Source organism: Streptomyces sp. NPDC056479 (genome assembly GCF_042795335.1).
Lineage (GTDB): Bacteria > Actinomycetota > Actinomycetes > Streptomycetales > Streptomycetaceae > Streptomyces.
This window is the reverse complement of sequence record NZ_JBHTRZ010000005.1, coordinates 216,064-232,166: the sequence shown is the minus strand read 5'-3', so window position 1 is coordinate 232,166 and position 16,103 is coordinate 216,064. Positions and strand designations below refer to the sequence as shown.

Below are 16,103 nucleotides of genomic sequence, written 5' to 3'. Positions count from 1 at the left end.
ACCCGCGGAACCACGGCCGTATCCGCCGTCGTATCTGCCTCCGGGAACCCCTGAACCCCGGCCGCCTGCCGGGCCGTTACCCCGTGCGGGACCGTTCCCGGGGCCGCTTCCGGGGCCGCTTCCGGGGCCGCTTCCGGCGCCCGAGCCGCGGGGCGGCTCGGGCGGTGGGTACGGAGGTTCATGCGTCGTGGTCACCGACCGATCATCGCAAGAACGGCCGGGGCCCCCTGTTCACCGCGCCCGAATTGACGCTAGCGTGGGACCACCTTTGTACACGCGGGAGCTCGGAGCACCGGGCTGAGAGGGCGCTGACCTCCGTCCCAGCGATGTTTCACATGAAACATCACCCATCGCGAGTGATGTTTCACACGAAACGTCGGCAGACGGATAACGCTGCGTCGACCGCCGAACCTGTTACCGGGTAATGCCGGCGTAGGGAGTAGGTCTCATGACCATCAAGGACGCGCGCACGCCTGCCTCCGTTCAGGACGAGAAGTCCCAGGAGGCCGGGAAGTCCATCGGCTGGCACAAGGCGTATGTCGAGGGTTCACGCCCCGATCTGCGGGTGCCGGTCCGCCAGGTGCACCTCACCAACGGGCAGTCGGTCACGCTGTACGACACATCGGGCCCGTACACCGATCCACTCACCGAGACCGACGTCCGCCGCGGACTGTCTCCGCTGCGGGAGAACTGGATCATCGCCCGCGGAGACACCGAGGACTACGCGGGTCGTCCCGTCCGTCCCGAGGACGACGGGATCAAGCACACCTCACCGCGTGGTGGCCTGCGCAACCTCGACGCGGTCTTCCCGGGACGACCGCGCCAGCCGCGTCGCGGCCGCGACGGCCAGGCCGTCACGCAGCTCGCCTATGCGCGCCGCGGCGAGATCACACCCGAGATGGAGTTCGTGGCCATCCGGGAGAACGTTTCTCCCGAAGTGGTCCGCGAAGAGATCGCCGCGGGCCGTGCGGTTCTGCCCGCCAACGTCAATCACCCGGAGATCGAGCCGATGATCATCGGCAAGCGGTTCCTGGTGAAGGTCAACGCCAACATCGGCAACTCCGCGGTGACGTCCTCCATCGAGGAGGAGGTCGAGAAGATGACCTGGGCGACCCGTTGGGGCGCCGACACGGTCATGGATCTGTCGACCGGGCGCAACATCCACACCACCCGCGAGTGGGTGCTGCGCAACTCCCCCGTCCCGATCGGCACGGTGCCGCTCTACCAGGCCCTGGAGAAGGTCGACGGCAGGGCCGAGGAACTGACCTGGGAGATCTACAAGGACACGGTCATCGAGCAGGCCGAGCAGGGCGTGGACTACATGACCGTCCACGCGGGCGTCCGCCTGCCGTACGTACCGCTCACCGCGAACCGCAAGACCGGCATCGTCTCGCGCGGCGGCTCGATCATGGCGGCGTGGTGCCTGGCGCACCACAAGGAGTCGTTCCTGTACGAGAACTTCGAGGAGCTCTGCGAGATCCTCGCCGCGTACGACGTCACCTACTCGCTGGGCGACGGCCTGCGGCCCGGCTCGATCGCGGACGCCAACGACGAGGCGCAGTTCGCTGAACTCCGGACTCTCGGGGAACTCAACCAGATCGCCAAGCGTTTCAACGTACAGACCATGATCGAGGGCCCGGGCCACGTCCCGATGCACAAGATCAAGGAGAACATCGACCTTCAGCAGGAGATCTGCGATGAAGCTCCGTTCTATACGCTCGGCCCGCTGACCACGGACGTCGCGCCGGCGTACGACCACATCACCTCGGGTATCGGTGCCGCCATGATCGCCTGGTGGGGCACGGCGATGCTCTGCTACGTCACGCCCAAGGAGCACCTGGGCCTGCCCAACCGTGACGACGTCAAGACCGGCGTCATCACCTACAAGATCGCTGCCCACGCGGCGGACCTCGCCAAGGGGCACCCCGGTGCGCAGGACTGGGACGACGCGCTGTCCGACGCTCGCTTCGAGTTCCGGTGGGAGGACCAGTTCAACCTCGCCCTGGACCCGGACACGGCACGGGAGTTCCACGACGAGACGCTTCCGGCCGAACCCGCCAAGACGGCTCACTTCTGCTCGATGTGCGGGCCGAAGTTCTGCTCGATGAAGATCTCCCAGGACATCCGCCGCCAACACGGCGGTTCCCCGCAGGAGATCGAGGAGGGCATGGCGCAGAAGTCGCAGGAGTTCGCCGCGGCGGGCAACCGGGTGTATCTGCCGATCGCGGACTGACGTCGACGTCCTGCCCGGCTGTTCGGCTTGCGCCTCCCCGAGGAGATGTCCCCGGGGTTCCGTCGAGGAGGAGGTCCCCTGCGGGGGGCCCGCTCACGGCGGGGGCGCAAGCCGAGGGGCTACTCCGGCTGGTGTTCCGGCCCTCCGAAGTCCGGGCTGGTGTAGTCCGGGCTGCTGAAGCTCGGGCGCGGGCCCGCGGAGGAGCCGTCGCCCGGGCTGCTGAAACCGGGGCGGTCGTAGCCGAGGTTCGGGATACGGCCGGCCGGGGTCGACGGTGGCGTGCGGTGCAGGGCCGCCGCCGTGCCGGGGTCGACGAGCGCTTCCCTCAGGAAGGGCAGGACACCGCGCTCCAGCAGGGCTTCGCGCCAGGCTTCCCTGGCCCGGGCCACCCCTTCGCTCAGTTCGCCGTACGGCCCCGAGTCGAAGGCCGGACGGTTGCGCAGGGCGGTGAGCAGAAGTCCGACGGCGGCGACCAGGATCGCGGCCGCCGCGATGGCGCCGAACACCCATCCGGTGGTGAGCATCGTCTGGGCGAAGGCCGGCTCAGGGTCGAACATCTTCAGGATGTAGCCGACAAGCAGGAAGATCGCCGCGGCGGTGCCCGCGAGGACGGGTGCCAGCACGGCGACCACGGCGACGACGCCGGGGCCGGCCGTCTCGGCGACTTCTCCCATGGTGGTGGCGAGCCCCATCGCGCCCGTACCCGACTCGGTGGAGCCGGACTCGCGGGCGGACGACGGGGTGGACGGCGCCGGCTGGCGCAGTTCCTCGCGGACCTTCACGTAGTGCTGGTACTCGGTCGCCGCGGCCGCCGTGATGAGTGCGGTGGCGTTCAGCGCCATGGTGCGCAGCTGTTCGGGGTTGAGCCGCTGTCCCACAGCGGCCAGTTCCGGGCGGTGTGGTGCGGAGCGCAGCGCCTCGTCGAGGATCCGCTCGTACTCTTGGCGGTCCTCGCTGTGCAGGTGCTGCGGAACGCTGTTCATGTGCATCCCCCGATGCTCCGTAGGGCTTGGGGCTCGCATGCCAACGAGCCGTCGGGCAGAAACGGAGGGGAGCCTGCTACGGATAAGCCGATGGTAGAGCGGTGACGGCACACGGTGACAGGGGGTTTGCCAAAATTGGGCCCTGGCCTGCGCCGTCCTCCGTCGCTGCGGGATGGGGGGACGCCTGCCCGGTGAACGTTCAGATATCCAGGGGAAGTTGCTGAACCAGCAGCTTTCCGGCCATGGTCACGCCGCCGTCCATCGCGATGGCGAGGCCCTCCGCATAGAGATGCGGCCCCTCGATCACCGGCCCCGTGTTGTCCTCGCCGTCTTCGGAGCCGACCTCGCCCAGCAGATACGGAATGGGGCTGTGGCCGTGAACGATGCGGGTGCCGCCGTACGTATCGAGCAGGGAGCGCACATGGTCGGGGCCGCCCTCGTCGCGGAAGGAGAAGCGCCTCGTGAACTTGCGGAAGAGATCCCAGCACTCGTCGGCGTCATTGCGCGTGAGCGTCTCGCGGACGGTGTCGTTGACCGCCTCGATCGAGTCGCCGTAGTCGAGATAGGCGGTGGTATCCGAGTGCACGAGGAGATGGCCGTCGACCTCCTCCATGGCGTCCAGCCGGGACATCCACTGAAGGTGGTGGTCCTGGAGACGGTCCATGTCGGTCTTCTGGCCGCCGTTGAGCAGCCAGGCCGCCTGGAAGGTGGCGGTGCCCGCGCCGGAGTTGACGGGGGTATCGCCGAACCGCTTGGCGCCGATCAGCAGCAGTTCGTGGTTGCCCATCAGGGCCTTGCAGTAGCCGCCGGCCGCGGCGGACTCGGCGGACAGCCGCATCACGAGGTCGATGACGCCGATGCCGTCCGGGCCGCGGTCGGTGAAGTCGCCGAGGAACCACAGCCGGGCGGTGCCCGCGCACCAGCTCCCCTCCGAGTCGATGAGGCCCTTCTCCTGGAGGGCGGCTGTCAGCTCGTCGAGATAGCCGTGCACATCGCCGACGACGAACAGCGGACCGGAGCCTTGGGTGGACTGCTGGGCCGGCAGGGAGGCGGGGTCGACGTGCACCTGGACCGTGTCGCCGCGGTTGATCACCGGCAGGTCGCGCTGCGTGGGCGTGTACCCCTCGGGATAGGCCTCGTCGAGGGGCGGGGCGACCTCGCCCGGGTGCGTGCTGTGGGCGTACGGACCGGTCTCGTGGACGTACGCGGGCACCCGGAAGTCGCGCAACGTCGCCGTGCGCTCCACCTCGGGTCCCTGACCGGCCCCCTGAGTCATCAGACCCCTCCACCATCGCGCCGCATCTGCACCGCATCGGACTGCCTGGTCGCAGCGGCCCGCGGGTGTCGTGGGCCCATCATAGGAATGCCGATCGCGCCATGTGATGACCCAGGGGTGGTGAATCGGAGCAGGACTCCTGTTCACCGCGGCTTTCGCCCCGATTGGGCAGGGCTTCGACCACTCGACGGCTGGGCTCGGCCGGCCCCCCGACCAGCCGTTCCCTTGCTTCGCCGCGCTCCTACCGCTCCTCGGGGGACCGCGGCGGGCTGACGGTCGTGCGCGGCGGACGTCGCTGGGACGAGGTACGCACGATCAGCTCGGTCGGTATCACCTGCTCGACCGGCTGGTCCGACTCGACCCCCTCGATGGCGTCGATGAGCAGTTGGACCACCGCCGTACCGATCCGGCGCGGCTTCAGGGAGAGCGTGGTGAGGGGCGGCTCGGTGTTGGCGTACACCGTGGACTCGCTGCAGCACACCAGAAGCAGGTCGTCCGGTACGCGCAGGCCGTAGCGGCGGGCGGCGGCGAGCAGGTCGGTGCCGTTCGGGTCGAACAGACCGTAGACCGCGTCGGGGCGGTCGGGACGGGCCATCAGCCGGTCGGCGGCGACGGCGCCCGCGCACGGGTCGTGCGCGGGGTAGGCCTCGTACACCGGGTCCTGTCCGACGCGCTCGCACCAGCGCAGGTACGCGGTGGTGGACAGATGGGTGTACGTGTCCGTCGAGGTGCCCGTCAGCAGGCCGATCCGACGGGCGCCCGCGTCGGCCAGGTGGTCGAGGATGCCCATCACGGCGGCCTCGTGGTCGTTGTCGACCCAGGCGGTGACCGGGAGCGAGCCGGCCGGGCGGCCGTCGGAGACGACCGGGAGCCCCTGTCTGACCAGTTCGCTGACGACCGGGTCCTGGTCGGACGGGTCGATGACGACCGTGCCGTCAAGGGCGACGTTGGACCAGACGTCGTGGCGCGAGGTCGCGGGGAGGATCACGAGGGCGTAGCCGCGGGCGAGCGCGGCCGAGGTGGCGGCGCGCGCCATCTCGGCGAAGTACGCGAACTCGGTGAAGGTGAAAGGTTCATCCCCGTAGGTCGTCACGGTCAGGCCGATGAGTCCCGACTTGCCGGTTCGGAGTGTGCGGGCGGCGGCCGAGGGCCGGTAGCCCAGCCGGTCGGCGACTTCGCGGACATGGCGTCGGGTGGCGTCGGGGAGTCGGCCCTTGCCGTTGAGAGCGTCGGAGACGGTCGTGATGGAGACTCCGGCGGCGGCCGCCACGTCTCTGATGCCCGCCCGACCGGGCCGACTGCCTCGACGTGAGGTTTCCGCGCGGCTCACCTGGTGCTTCCCTGCTGCTGTCATGGCGAGCCGATAGTAGGGCTCATGCGGTGGGGTAGTGCGGACGCATATGCAATCGTTGACAGGCACGTTTCTGCAAGGTCATTGGACGTCAAGTGCCTTTGAAAGAAAGGGAGTTGAACGATCCAATGGCAGGACGTGACTTGTCGGCGCGCATGGGCCTGCCAAGTGTCCGATGTTTCGAAGAGGTCTCAACTCACCTTCACGGGTGATGCGCGCCAGGGCGCGAGCCACCGGCGCGTAGATATATGTGTGGCGCGCCCCCCAATTCGTACGCCTTCGTACAGCGATGCCCCTGATGCTGGTGTGGCAGCTGGGGTCAGCGGCCGGGCAGACCTCGGCCGTACGCATCGGGCGTTGCTCACCTGTACGCATCGGCGCCGAATCCTCATAAGGTGAGAAGTATTGGAGCCGGCGGCGGTGATGGGCCGCCGGTGGTCGCGAGGAGGACTGCGGTGAGCGAGACGAGCCCCAAGCTGCGCGCCGAGCTGGAGGGTATCCCCACCTACAAGCCGGGCAAGCCCGCCGCGGCCGGTGGCCCTGTGGCCTACAAGCTGTCCTCCAACGAGAACCCCTATCCGCCGCTGCCCGGTGTGATGGAGACGGTGATGGCCACCGCCTCGTCGTTCAACCGCTACCCGGACATGATGTGCACGGGGCTGATGAACGAGCTGTCCGAGCGCTTCGGCGTTCCGCTCTCCCACCTGGCCACCGGCACCGGCTCGGTCGGCGTCGCTCAGCAGCTGATCCAGGCCACCACCGGACCCGGCGATGAGGTCATCTACGCCTGGCGGTCCTTCGAGGCGTACCCGATCATCACGCAGATCAGCGGCGCCACCTCGGTGAAGGTGCCGCTGACGCCGGGCGAGGTGCACGACCTGGATGCGATGGCCGCCGCCATCACCGACCGCACCAGGCTGATCTTCGTCTGCAACCCCAACAACCCGACGGGCACGGTCGTGAAGCGGGCCGAGCTGGAGCGGTTCCTCGACCGGGTGCCCACCGATGTCCTGGTGGTGCTCGACGAGGCGTACCGCGAGTTCATCCGTGACCCCGAGGTGCCGGACGGGGTGGAGTTCTACCGTGAGCGGCCGAACGTCTGTGTCCTGCGGACGTTCTCCAAGGCGTACGGCCTCGCCGGCCTCCGTGTCGGCTTCGCGATCGCCCATGAGCCGGTGGCGGCGGCCCTGCGCAAGACGGCTGTGCCCTTCGGGGTGAGTCAGCTCGCGCAGGAGGCGGCCATCGCCTCGCTGCGTGCCGAGGACGAACTGCTCGGCCGGGTCGGGTCGTTGGTGTGTGAGCGCAACCGCGTGGTCGACGGGCTGCGCGCACACGGCTGGACCGTGCCCGAGACTCAGGCCAACTTCGTGTGGCTGCGGCTGGGGGAGCGCACGGTCGCCTTCGCCGAGGCATGTGAGCAGGCGGGCGTGGTGATCCGGCCGTTCCCGGGCGAGGGTGTGCGGGTCACGGTCGGGGAAGCCGAGGCGAACGACATCTTCCTGAAGGTGGCGGAAGGGTTCCGCAAGGACTTCTAGGCGTCCGCCGGGTCGAACAGTTCCACGCGCACGGGGTCACCGTCGCGGACCGTCGCCAACAGGCGAGGGTCGCCGTCGATGTGGCCCAGGACGTTGCACGGACTCGCGAGGCGGCACTCGTCGCCTCGCGAGATCGGCGTGGGTCCGTAGGGGAGGGCGAGTGCGTCGCCGTCCGTCCAGAAGGCGACGGTGCCCGGGTCGACGACCTGCCGGGCGTCGGTTTCACGTGGAACGGACACTCCTGTGTCGAAGTACACCTCCTCGCCCCAGGTTCGGGCGGTCGAGCTGAGCGGCAGGGCCTTGCTGAGGGCTTGTGCGGTCGGGGTGTCGTCGAGGGTCGCGGTGAGGTGTCCCGCGGGCCAGGAGATCCGTATCTGAAGCGGTGTCTGTGTCGGCATGCTGGCGATTCAACAATATGTTGAAGTTCTCGCCAAGGGGTGAGTCTTAACGAGGGACCCCCCTGTGGGGGGCGATAGTGACCGTGCTGCATAATTGCTTGTGAATGTGAACGCTTTCACAAGCGTATGTAAGGAGCGGCGACGTGGACCTGGCTTTGGCGCCGGAGACCTTGGCGCGATGGCAGTTCGGCATCACCACCGTCTACCACTTCCTGTTCGTCCCCCTGACGATCTCGCTGGCGGCCCTCACGGCCGGGTTGCAGACCGCCTGGGTACGCACGGAGAAGGAGAAGTACCTCAGGGCGACGAAGTTCTGGGGCAAGCTCTTCCTGATCAACATCGCGATGGGTGTGGTCACCGGCATCGTGCAGGAGTTCCAGTTCGGCATGAACTGGTCCGACTACTCCCGCTTCGTCGGTGACGTCTTCGGTGCTCCGCTCGCCTTCGAGGCGCTGATCGCCTTCTTCTTCGAGTCCACCTTCATCGGCCTGTGGATCTTCGGCTGGGACAGGCTGCCGAAGAAGATCCACCTGGCATGCATGTGGATGGTCTCGATCGGCACGATCCTGTCGGCGTACTTCATCCTGGCGGCCAACTCCTGGATGCAGCACCCCGTCGGCTACAAGATCAACGAGGCCAAGGGGCGGGCCGAGCTCACCGACTTCTGGCTCGTTCTGACCCAGAACACCGCGCTCGCGCAGGCCTTCCACACCCTCTCGGCGGCCTTCCTCACGGGCGGCGCTTTCATGGCCGGCATCTCCGCCTTCCATCTGCTGCGCAAGAAGCACATCAGCGACATGAAGACCTCGCTGCGGCTCGGCCTGGTCACCGTCGCCGTCGGCGGACTGCTCACCGCGGTCAGCGGTGACACGCTCGGCAAGATCATGTACGAGCAGCAGCCGATGAAGATGGCCGCGGCCGAAGCGCTGTGGGACGGCGAGAAGCCGGCACCCTTCTCGGTCTTCGCCATCGGCGATGTCGACAAGGGCCACAACAAGGTCGCCATAGAGATTCCCGGCCTGCTGTCCTTCCTGGCCAAGGACGACTTCACCTCGTACGTCCCCGGCATCAACGACGTCAACAAGGCCGAGCAGGAGAAGTACGGTCCCGGCGACTACCGGCCCAACATCCCCGTCGCCTACTGGGGCTTCCGGTGGATGATCGGCTTCGGCATGGCGTCGTTCACCATCGGCCTGATCGGACTCTGGCTGACCCGCAAGAAGTTCATGCTGCCGCAGCATCTGAGGGTCGGTGACGACGAGGTGCCGCATCTGGTGCTGCTCCCGAAGAAGGCGCTCGGCCCGAAGCTGACCAAGTGGTACTGGCGCATCGCGATCTGGACCCTGGCCTTCCCGCTGATCGCCAACTCCTGGGGCTGGATCTTCACCGAGATGGGCCGTCAGCCGTGGGTCGTGTACGGCGTCCTGCGTACCCGTGACGCGGTCTCCCCCGGAGTCTCCCAGGGCGAGGTCCTCACCTCGATGATCGTCTTCACCACGCTGTACGCCATCCTCGCCGTCGTCGAGGTCAAGCTCCTCGCGAAGTACGTCAAGGCCGGCCCGCCCGAGCTGACGGAGGCCGACCTGAACCCGCCCACGAAGATCGGCGGCGACTCCCGTGACGCCGACAAGCCGATGGCCTTCTCGTACTAGGCCGAGGGAGCTGCACAGTCATGGAACTTCACGACGTCTGGTTCGTCCTGATCGCCGTCCTGTGGACCGGCTACTTCTTCCTGGAGGGCTTCGACTTCGGGGTCGGCGTGCTCACCAAGCTGCTCGCCCGCAACCGGCCCGAGCGGCGGGTGCTGATCAACACCATCGGTCCCGTCTGGGACGGCAACGAGGTATGGCTGCTCTCGGCGGGCGGCGCCACCTTCGCCGCCTTCCCCGAGTGGTACGCCACGCTCTTCTCCGGCTTCTATCTGCCGTTGCTGCTCATCCTGGTCTGCCTGATCGTCCGCGGTGTCGCCTTCGAGTACCGGGCGAAGCGGCCCGAGGAGAACTGGCAGCGCAACTGGGAGCAGGCCATCTTCTGGTGCTCGCTGCTCCCGGCGTTCCTGTGGGGAGTGGCCTTCGGCAACATCGTGCGGGGCGTGAAGCTCGACGAGAACCATGAGTACGTCGGCAACGTCCTGGACCTGCTCAACCCGTACGCGCTCCTCGGCGGTCTGGTGACGCTGACGCTGTTCACCTTCCACGGCACCGTGTTCACCGCGCTCAAGACGGTCGGAGAGATCCGGGAGCGGGCGCGGAAGCTGGCGCTGTGGGTCGGCCTCGCGACGGCCGTACTGGCGCTCATCTTCCTGCTCTGGACGCAGGTCGAGAACGGCGACGGCAAGAGCCTGGTCGCACTGGTCGTGGCCGTCGTCGCGCTGGTCGCGGCGCTCGTGGCGAACCAGGCCGGGCGGGAGGGGTGGTCGTTCGCCTTCTCCGGCGTCACCATCGTGGCCGCCGTGGCCATGCTCTTCCTGACGCTCTTCCCGAACGTCATGCCGTCCTCGCTCAATGACGAGTGGAGCCTCACGGTCACCAACGCCTCGTCGAGCCCCTACACCCTGAAGATCATGACCTGGTGTGCGGTCATCGCGACACCGGTCGTCATGCTCTACCAGGGCTGGACCTACTGGGTCTTCCGCAAGCGGATCGGTACGCAGCACATCGCTGAAACCGTGCACTGAGGTGTGTTTCACGTGAAACCAATCGACCCGCGTCTCCTCCGATACGCCCGCGCCACGCGCCTCTTTCTGATCGCGGTCGTAGGGCTGGGTGCCATCGGTGCGGTACTTGTCATCGCCCAGGCGATGCTCATCGCCGAAGCAGTGGTGGGGGCGTTCGAGCTGGGGATGTCCGCAGCTGAACTGCGCACTCCCCTACTGCTGTTGGCCGCCGTCGCAGCCGGGCGCGCGGTGGTCGCCTGGCTCACCGAGCTGGCCGCCCATCGTGCCAGCGCGGCTGTGAAGTCGGAGCTGCGGGGACGGCTCCTGGAGCGCGCGGGCGAGCTGGGGCCCGGCTGGCTGGGCGGACAGCGGACCGGATCGCTGGTCGCCCTGGCCACCCGGGGCGTCGACGCCCTCGATGACTACTTCTCGCGCTATCTCCCGCAGTTGGGGCTCGCGGTGGTTGTGCCGGTGGCGGTACTGGCGCGGATCGTGACCGAGGACTGGGTCTCGGCGGCCATCATCGTCGGCACTCTGCCGCTCATTCCGATCTTCATGATGCTGATCGGCTGGGCCACGCAGTCACGGATGGACCATCAGTGGCAGCTACTGTCCCGACTCTCCGGGCACTTCCTGGACGTGGTCGCGGGGCTGCCGACTCTGAAGGTGTTCGGACGGGCCAAGGCACAGGCCGAGTCGATCCGGCGGATCACCGGCGAGTACCGCCGGGCCACCATGCGGACCCTGCGGATCGCCTTCATCTCCTCCTTCGCGCTGGAGCTGCTCTCGACGCTCTCGGTGGCACTCGTCGCCGTGACGATCGGCATGCGGCTCGTCCACGGCGAGATGCATCTGTACGACGGCCTGGTCATCCTCGTCCTGGCGCCCGAGGCCTATCTGCCGCTGCGGCAGGTGGGAGCGCAGTACCACGCGGCGGCCGAGGGACTGTCCGCCGCCGAGGAGATCTTCGAGGTTCTGGAGACCCCCGTGCCGGCGTCCGGCACGGGGGCGGTTCCGACGGGCCCCGTCTCCTTCGAAGCGGTCTCGGTTCGCTATCCCGGCCGGACCTCCGACGCCGTCTCGGGCGCGTCCTTCACCGTCGAACCCGGTGAGACGGTCGCCCTCGTCGGGCCGAGCGGTGCGGGCAAGTCGACGCTGCTGAACGTGCTGTTGGGCTTCGTGGGGCCGACCGAGGGCCGAGTCCTGATCGGGGGAGCCGAACTCGCCGGACTCGATCTGGCCGAGTGGCGCTCGCGCATCGCCTGGGTGCCGCAGCGGCCGCATCTGTACGCGGGGACGATCGCGGAGAACGTACGGCTGGCGCGTCCCGCCGCGGACGACGACGCCGTACGGCGGGCGCTGGCGGATGCCGGAGCCCTGGAGTTCGTGGACGCGCTGTCCGAGGGCGTCGAGACCGTGCTGGGTGAGGACGGTGCCGGGCTGTCCGCGGGGCAGCGGCAGCGGCTCGCGCTGGCCCGTGCGTTTCTCGCGGACCGGCCCGTCCTGCTGCTCGACGAGCCGACGGCCGCGCTCGACGGTGCCACCGAGGCCGAGGTCGTGGCGGCCGTGCGGCGTTTGGCGGTGGGACGCACGGTGCTGCTGGTCGTGCACCGGCCGGCGTTGCTGGGTGTGGCGGACCGGGTGGTGCGGCTCGCTGAGGTCGCTGCACCCGTGGCGGGGGTCCTGGCCGGCACGTCGGTCGAGCGGCCGGTCGAGAACGAAGCACACGAGGATTCCTCCTCGGCCGACGCCGAGGCCGTGCCGCTCGGGACGGACGCACGGGGCGTTCTCGCTCGCGTCCGTGCCATGTCCGGACCCCGGCGTGGCCGCCTCTTCCTTGCCCTGCTGCTCGGCAGCCTCGCGCTCGGCAGTGCCGTCGGGCTCATGGCCACCTCCGGGTGGCTCATCTCGCGGGCCTCGCAGCAGCCGCCCGTGCTGTATCTGATGGTGGCCGTGACGGCGACGCGGGCCTTCGGTATCGGGCGGGCCGTGTTCCGGTACGCCGAGCGGCTGGTGTCGCACGACGCGGTGCTGCGGATGCTGGCCGATACCCGGGTCGCCGTGTACCGGCGACTGGAGCGGCTGGCGCCCGCCGGGCTGCGCCGTACGCGCAGGGGCGATCTGCTGTCGCGGCTCGTCGCCGATGTGGACGTCCTTCAGGACTACTGGCTGCGGTGGCTGTTGCCCGCGGGCGCCGCGACCGTCGTCTCGGCGGGTGCCGTCGGCTTCACCGCCTGGCTGCTGCCCGAGGCCGGTGCCGTGCTCGCCGTCGGGCTGCTCACGGCCGGCGTCGGAGTCCCGCTCGTCACGGGCGCTGTCGCCCGCCGCGCCGAGCGCAGGCTGGCGCCCGCTCGCGGGGTGCTCGCGACATGTGTGACGGATCTCCTCACCGGCACCGCCGAGTTGACCGTCGCCGGTGCCCTGCCCGGCCGTACGGCCGAGGCGCGGCGGGCCGACGGGGTGCTGACCCGGATCGCCTCGCGGGCGGCCACCGCGACCGCCCTCGGTGACGGACTCACCGCGCTGATCTCCGGGCTGACGGTCGCCGCCACCGCCCTAGTGGGCGCCTCTGCGGTCACCGACGGCCGGCTGGCCGGTGTGACGATGGCCGTCGTCGTCCTCACCCCGCTGGCCGCCTTCGAGGCCGTGTTGGGGCTGCCGCTCGCCGTGCAGCACCGCCAGCGCGTGCGTAAGAGCGCCGAGCGCGTCCACGAGGTGCTGGACGCGCCCGAGCCCGTACGGGAGCCGGAGCGGCCCCGGCAGGCACCCGCCTCGCCCTTCCCGGTCGCCGTCAGGGGCCTGACCGCCCGTCACGCCGGGCAGGACCGGGACGCGCTCGCCGGCTTCGACCTGACTCTGGAGGAGGGCCGCCGGATCGCCGTCGTCGGACCGTCCGGATCCGGTAAGACGACGCTGGCGCAGGTGCTGCTGCGGTTCCTGGACGCGGGCGGAGGTTCGTACACGCTGGGTGGCGTGGACGCGTACGCGCTGGACGGCGACGACGTACGGCGGCTCGTGGGGCTGTGCGCGCAGGACGCGCATCTCTTCGACAGTTCCGTGCGCGAGAACCTGCTCCTCGCCAGGAAGGACGCGACCGAGGACCAACTCCGCGACGCCTTGCGGCGCGCCCGGCTGCTCGACTGGGCCGACGGCCTGCCCGACGGGCTGGACACGCTCGTGGGCGAGCACGGGGCGCGGCTGTCGGGCGGACAGCGGCAGCGGCTCGCGCTGTCCCGCGCACTGCTCGCCGACTTCCCGGTCCTCGTGCTCGACGAGCCCGCCGAACACCTCGACCTGCCCACCGCCGACGCCCTCACCGCCGACCTGCTGGCCGCCACCGAGGGCCGTACGACGCTGCTCATCACGCACCGACTGGCCGGGCTGGAGGCCGTGGACGAGGTGGTCGTCGTGGACGAGGGGCGTGTGGTGCAGCGGGGGGCGTTCACGGAGCTGGCCGCCGTGGACGGGCCGCTGCGGAGGATGGTGGAGCGGGAGGAAGCGGCGGATCTGCTCGTGGGGGCGTCCTAGGGTCCGGGGTTCCGTGTCGGTCGGACCGGGGCATCCCTGGCGCGGCTCGCGTCAACGTCCGTACTGACCCGTCCGCAGCAACGCGTCCCCCAGGCGTACGACCTCAACAGGACCTGGCCCCCACCCAGGGGCCAGGATCGCTGATATGCGCTCATATCGCCGTCGCCGCCAGGTTCTTCCGGCGCTGCTGTGTGCGCTCGTCCTGCTCGTGGCCCGGCCCGCCGACGCCGTTGGCAAGGCAACCCCGGGCCGCAACGGCACCGGATCCGGTGGTGACCTGGGCCTCAGCGCGCAGGTGGCGCAGCTGTACGAGGACGCGGCCAAGGCGACCGAGCGATACGAGGCGGGGCGGCAGCGGGCCGAGGGACAGCGTGCGCGGGCGCAGCGGATCGAGACGCTGCTCGACCGCGAACGGCGGGAGATCGGCGGGCTGCGCGAGGACCTGGGCCGGATCGCACGCGCCCAGTACCGCACCAGCGGCGGGATGCCGCTCACCGCGCAGATCGTCCTCGCGACGAGCCCGGAGCAGCTGATGCGCGGTCAGCACGTGTTCTCGCAGACGAACCTGGCCGTCGGCAACGCCATCGAGAAGAGCCGCCGCGCCGAGACCCGGCTCGCCAAGGACGAGGCCAGGGCCGAGGCGGCCTGGCAGAACCTGGAGAAGCGCAACGCCGAGCTCGCCGAGCTGAAGAGGGGCGTCGAGCAGAAGCTCGAAGAGGCGCGGTGGCAGTTGCAGGGGCAGGCCGAAGCCTCCGTGGCCGCAGGTTCCTGCCCCGGCGCGGTCCGGCTGGACCAGAAGCAGAAGGAGTTCACCAGCGCATGGGTCCCGCCGGTGAAGTCGTACGAGCTGTCCGCCGGGTTCGGCAGCGGGGGGCGGCGGTGGACGAAGCGGCACACCGGGCAGGACTTCGCGGTGCCGATCGGCACGCCGGTGCGGGCGGTCGGGGACGGGCGCGTGGTCAAGGTGGCGTGCGGCGGCGCCTTCGGCATGGAGGTCGTCGTCCGGCACACGGACGGCTACTACACGCAGTACGCCCATCTCGCGTCCCTCGCCGTCGACCAGGGCGAGCAGGTCGACACCGGCCAGTGGATCGGCCAGTCGGGCACGACCGGCAACTCCACCGGACCGCATCTGCACTTCGAGGTGCGGATCACGGCGGAGCTGGGTTCGGGCGTGGATCCGGTGCCGTGGCTGACGAAGCGGGGAGTGGAGCTCGGGTAGGTCTGGCCCGACCGGCCTAGGGCCGCTCCAGCATCCGCTCGATCACGACCGCGACACCGTCCTCGTTGTTGGCGACCGTCCGGCCCGACGCGGCGGCGATCACATCCGGGTGCGCGTTGCCCATCGCGTACGACTGGCCCGCCCACGTCAGCATCTCGACGTCGTTCGGCATGTCCCCGAAGGCCGCGACCTCCTCGTGCGAGATACCGCGCTCGGCACAGCACAGGGCGAGCGTGCTGGCCTTGGAGACGCCGGGGCCGCTGATCTCCAGCAGGGCGCTGGGGCTGGAGCGGGTGACATTGGCGCGATCACCGATGGCGAGGCGGGCCAGGGTGAGGAAGGCGTCGGGGTCGACGGTCGGGTGGTAGGCGAGGATCTTGAGCACGGGCTCACCGGCGCCGGGCGCGTCCGGCGCCAGGAGGTCCTCGGCCGGCGCGAGGTTGTCCGGTATCTCCATGTGCAGCTTGGGATAGTGCGGCTCCTGGTAGAAGCCGTACGTCTGCTCCACCGCGTACACCGTGCCAGGCGCCGCATCACGCAGCAGCCGTACGGCGTCCAGCGCGTTCTCCCGGGCCAGCTCGCGCACCTTCACGAAGCGATGGGCTCCGGGGCCGCCGTGCAGGTCGACCACCGCGGCGCCGTTGCCGCAGATCGCGAGGCCGTGACCATGGACGTGGTCGCTGACGACATCCATCCAGCGCGCCGGGCGGCCGGTGACGAAGAACACCTCGATGCCCGCCTCCTCGGCGGCGGCCAGCGCGGCGACCGTACGGGGCGAGACGGACTTGTCGTCCCGCAGAAGTGTGCCGTCCAGGTCGGTGGCGATGAGCCGGGGGCGCACACCGGCGGCCGGGTTCTGAGGCTGTCGAGTCGCTGAGGTCACCGGGTCATTCTCCCGCATATGCGTGCACGGCCGTGCGG

11 protein-coding genes and 1 riboswitch are annotated in these 16,103 nt (G+C 69.5%); of the genes, 6 read left to right on the top strand and 5 right to left on the bottom strand.

Going from position 1 to position 16,103, the window contains the following annotated elements:
- Positions 1-266 precede the first annotated feature (266 nt).
- A riboswitch (TPP riboswitch) is annotated at positions 267-456 on the top strand.
- On the top strand, positions 449-2,233 hold the full coding sequence (thiC, locus tag ACFQ6S_RS21330; RefSeq protein WP_383411874.1) for a phosphomethylpyrimidine synthase ThiC: 1,785 nt from the start codon (positions 449-451) through the stop codon (positions 2,231-2,233). It overlaps the preceding riboswitch by 8 nt.
- Before the next feature lie 119 nt (positions 2,234-2,352).
- Here the strand turns inward: thiC and ACFQ6S_RS21325 are convergent, their stop codons facing one another.
- The 3 genes from ACFQ6S_RS21325 to ACFQ6S_RS21315 form a co-directional block, all read right to left on the bottom strand.
- The gene (locus tag ACFQ6S_RS21325) at positions 2,353-3,222 is read right to left on the bottom strand and encodes a hypothetical protein (RefSeq protein WP_383411871.1); all 870 of its coding nucleotides are present in this window, start codon (positions 3,220-3,222) and stop codon (positions 2,353-2,355) included.
- A 193-nt stretch (positions 3,223-3,415) separates the two neighbouring features.
- Positions 3,416-4,492, bottom strand: coding sequence for a metallophosphoesterase (locus ACFQ6S_RS21320; protein WP_383411868.1), 1,077 nt, complete (start codon positions 4,490-4,492; stop codon positions 3,416-3,418).
- Positions 4,493-4,733: 241 nt separating this feature from the next.
- Complete coding sequence (locus ACFQ6S_RS21315) at positions 4,734-5,846, bottom strand: LacI family DNA-binding transcriptional regulator (protein ID WP_383411865.1); 1,113 nt, start codon at positions 5,844-5,846, stop codon at positions 4,734-4,736.
- A gap of 452 nt (positions 5,847-6,298) precedes the next feature.
- Between ACFQ6S_RS21315 and hisC the strand changes: the two genes are divergently transcribed.
- Entirely contained in the window at positions 6,299-7,378 is a 1,080-nt protein-coding gene (hisC, locus tag ACFQ6S_RS21310; RefSeq protein ID WP_383411863.1) for a histidinol-phosphate transaminase, read from the top strand.
- On the opposite strand, the gene ACFQ6S_RS21305 is transcribed toward hisC, so the two are convergent.
- Entirely contained in the window at positions 7,375-7,776 is a 402-nt protein-coding gene (locus ACFQ6S_RS21305; protein WP_383411860.1) for a cyclophilin-like fold protein, read from the bottom strand. The two genes, hisC and ACFQ6S_RS21305, sit on opposite strands and share 4 nt — an antisense overlap.
- A 143-nt stretch (positions 7,777-7,919) precedes the next feature.
- Here ACFQ6S_RS21305 and ACFQ6S_RS21300 point away from each other — a divergent pair, with 143 nt between their 5' ends.
- The 4 genes from ACFQ6S_RS21300 (at position 7,920) to ACFQ6S_RS21285 (ending at position 15,182) form a co-directional block, all read left to right on the top strand.
- On the top strand, positions 7,920-9,428 hold the full coding sequence (locus ACFQ6S_RS21300; RefSeq protein WP_383411857.1) for a cytochrome ubiquinol oxidase subunit I: 1,509 nt from the start codon (positions 7,920-7,922) through the stop codon (positions 9,426-9,428).
- Positions 9,429-9,448: 20 nt separating this feature from the next.
- Complete coding sequence (gene cydB, locus ACFQ6S_RS21295) at positions 9,449-10,453, top strand: cytochrome d ubiquinol oxidase subunit II (RefSeq protein ID WP_383411854.1); 1,005 nt, start codon at positions 9,449-9,451, stop codon at positions 10,451-10,453.
- 12 nt (positions 10,454-10,465) lie between these two features.
- Positions 10,466-13,960 carry a thiol reductant ABC exporter subunit CydD gene (gene cydD, locus ACFQ6S_RS21290; protein WP_383411851.1) on the top strand — a complete coding sequence of 1,165 codons (3,495 nt, stop codon included), beginning with the start codon at positions 10,466-10,468 and terminating at the stop codon, positions 13,958-13,960.
- A 145-nt stretch (positions 13,961-14,105) separates the two neighbouring features.
- Positions 14,106-15,182, top strand: a complete 1,077-nt coding sequence (locus ACFQ6S_RS21285) for a peptidoglycan DD-metalloendopeptidase family protein (RefSeq protein WP_383411848.1) — start codon at positions 14,106-14,108, stop codon at positions 15,180-15,182.
- A gap of 16 nt (positions 15,183-15,198) precedes the next feature.
- Here ACFQ6S_RS21285 and ACFQ6S_RS21280 read toward each other — a convergent pair whose 3' ends face one another.
- Entirely contained in the window at positions 15,199-16,065 is an 867-nt protein-coding gene (locus ACFQ6S_RS21280; RefSeq protein ID WP_383411845.1) for a Cof-type HAD-IIB family hydrolase, read from the bottom strand.
- Positions 16,066-16,103 lie beyond the last annotated feature (38 nt).

What these genes read in the sequence shown, in the direction of transcription:
- thiC (WP_383411874.1), top strand. Translation starts at nt 449, where the DNA reads ATGACCATCAAGGACGCGCGCACGCCTGCCTCCGTTCAGGACGAGAAG.
- ACFQ6S_RS21325 (WP_383411871.1), bottom strand. Translation starts at nt 3,222, where the DNA reads ATGCACATGAACAGCGTTCCGCAGCACCTGCACAGCGAGGACCGCCAA.
- ACFQ6S_RS21320 (WP_383411868.1), bottom strand. Translation starts at nt 4,492, where the DNA reads ATGACTCAGGGGGCCGGTCAGGGACCCGAGGTGGAGCGCACGGCGACG.
- ACFQ6S_RS21315 (WP_383411865.1), bottom strand. Translation starts at nt 5,846, where the DNA reads ATGACAGCAGCAGGGAAGCACCAGGTGAGCCGCGCGGAAACCTCACGT.
- ACFQ6S_RS21305 (WP_383411860.1), bottom strand. Translation starts at nt 7,776, where the DNA reads ATGCCGACACAGACACCGCTTCAGATACGGATCTCCTGGCCCGCGGGA.
- cydB (WP_383411854.1), top strand. Translation starts at nt 9,449, where the DNA reads ATGGAACTTCACGACGTCTGGTTCGTCCTGATCGCCGTCCTGTGGACC.
- ACFQ6S_RS21285 (WP_383411848.1), top strand. Translation starts at nt 14,106, where the DNA reads ATGCGCTCATATCGCCGTCGCCGCCAGGTTCTTCCGGCGCTGCTGTGT.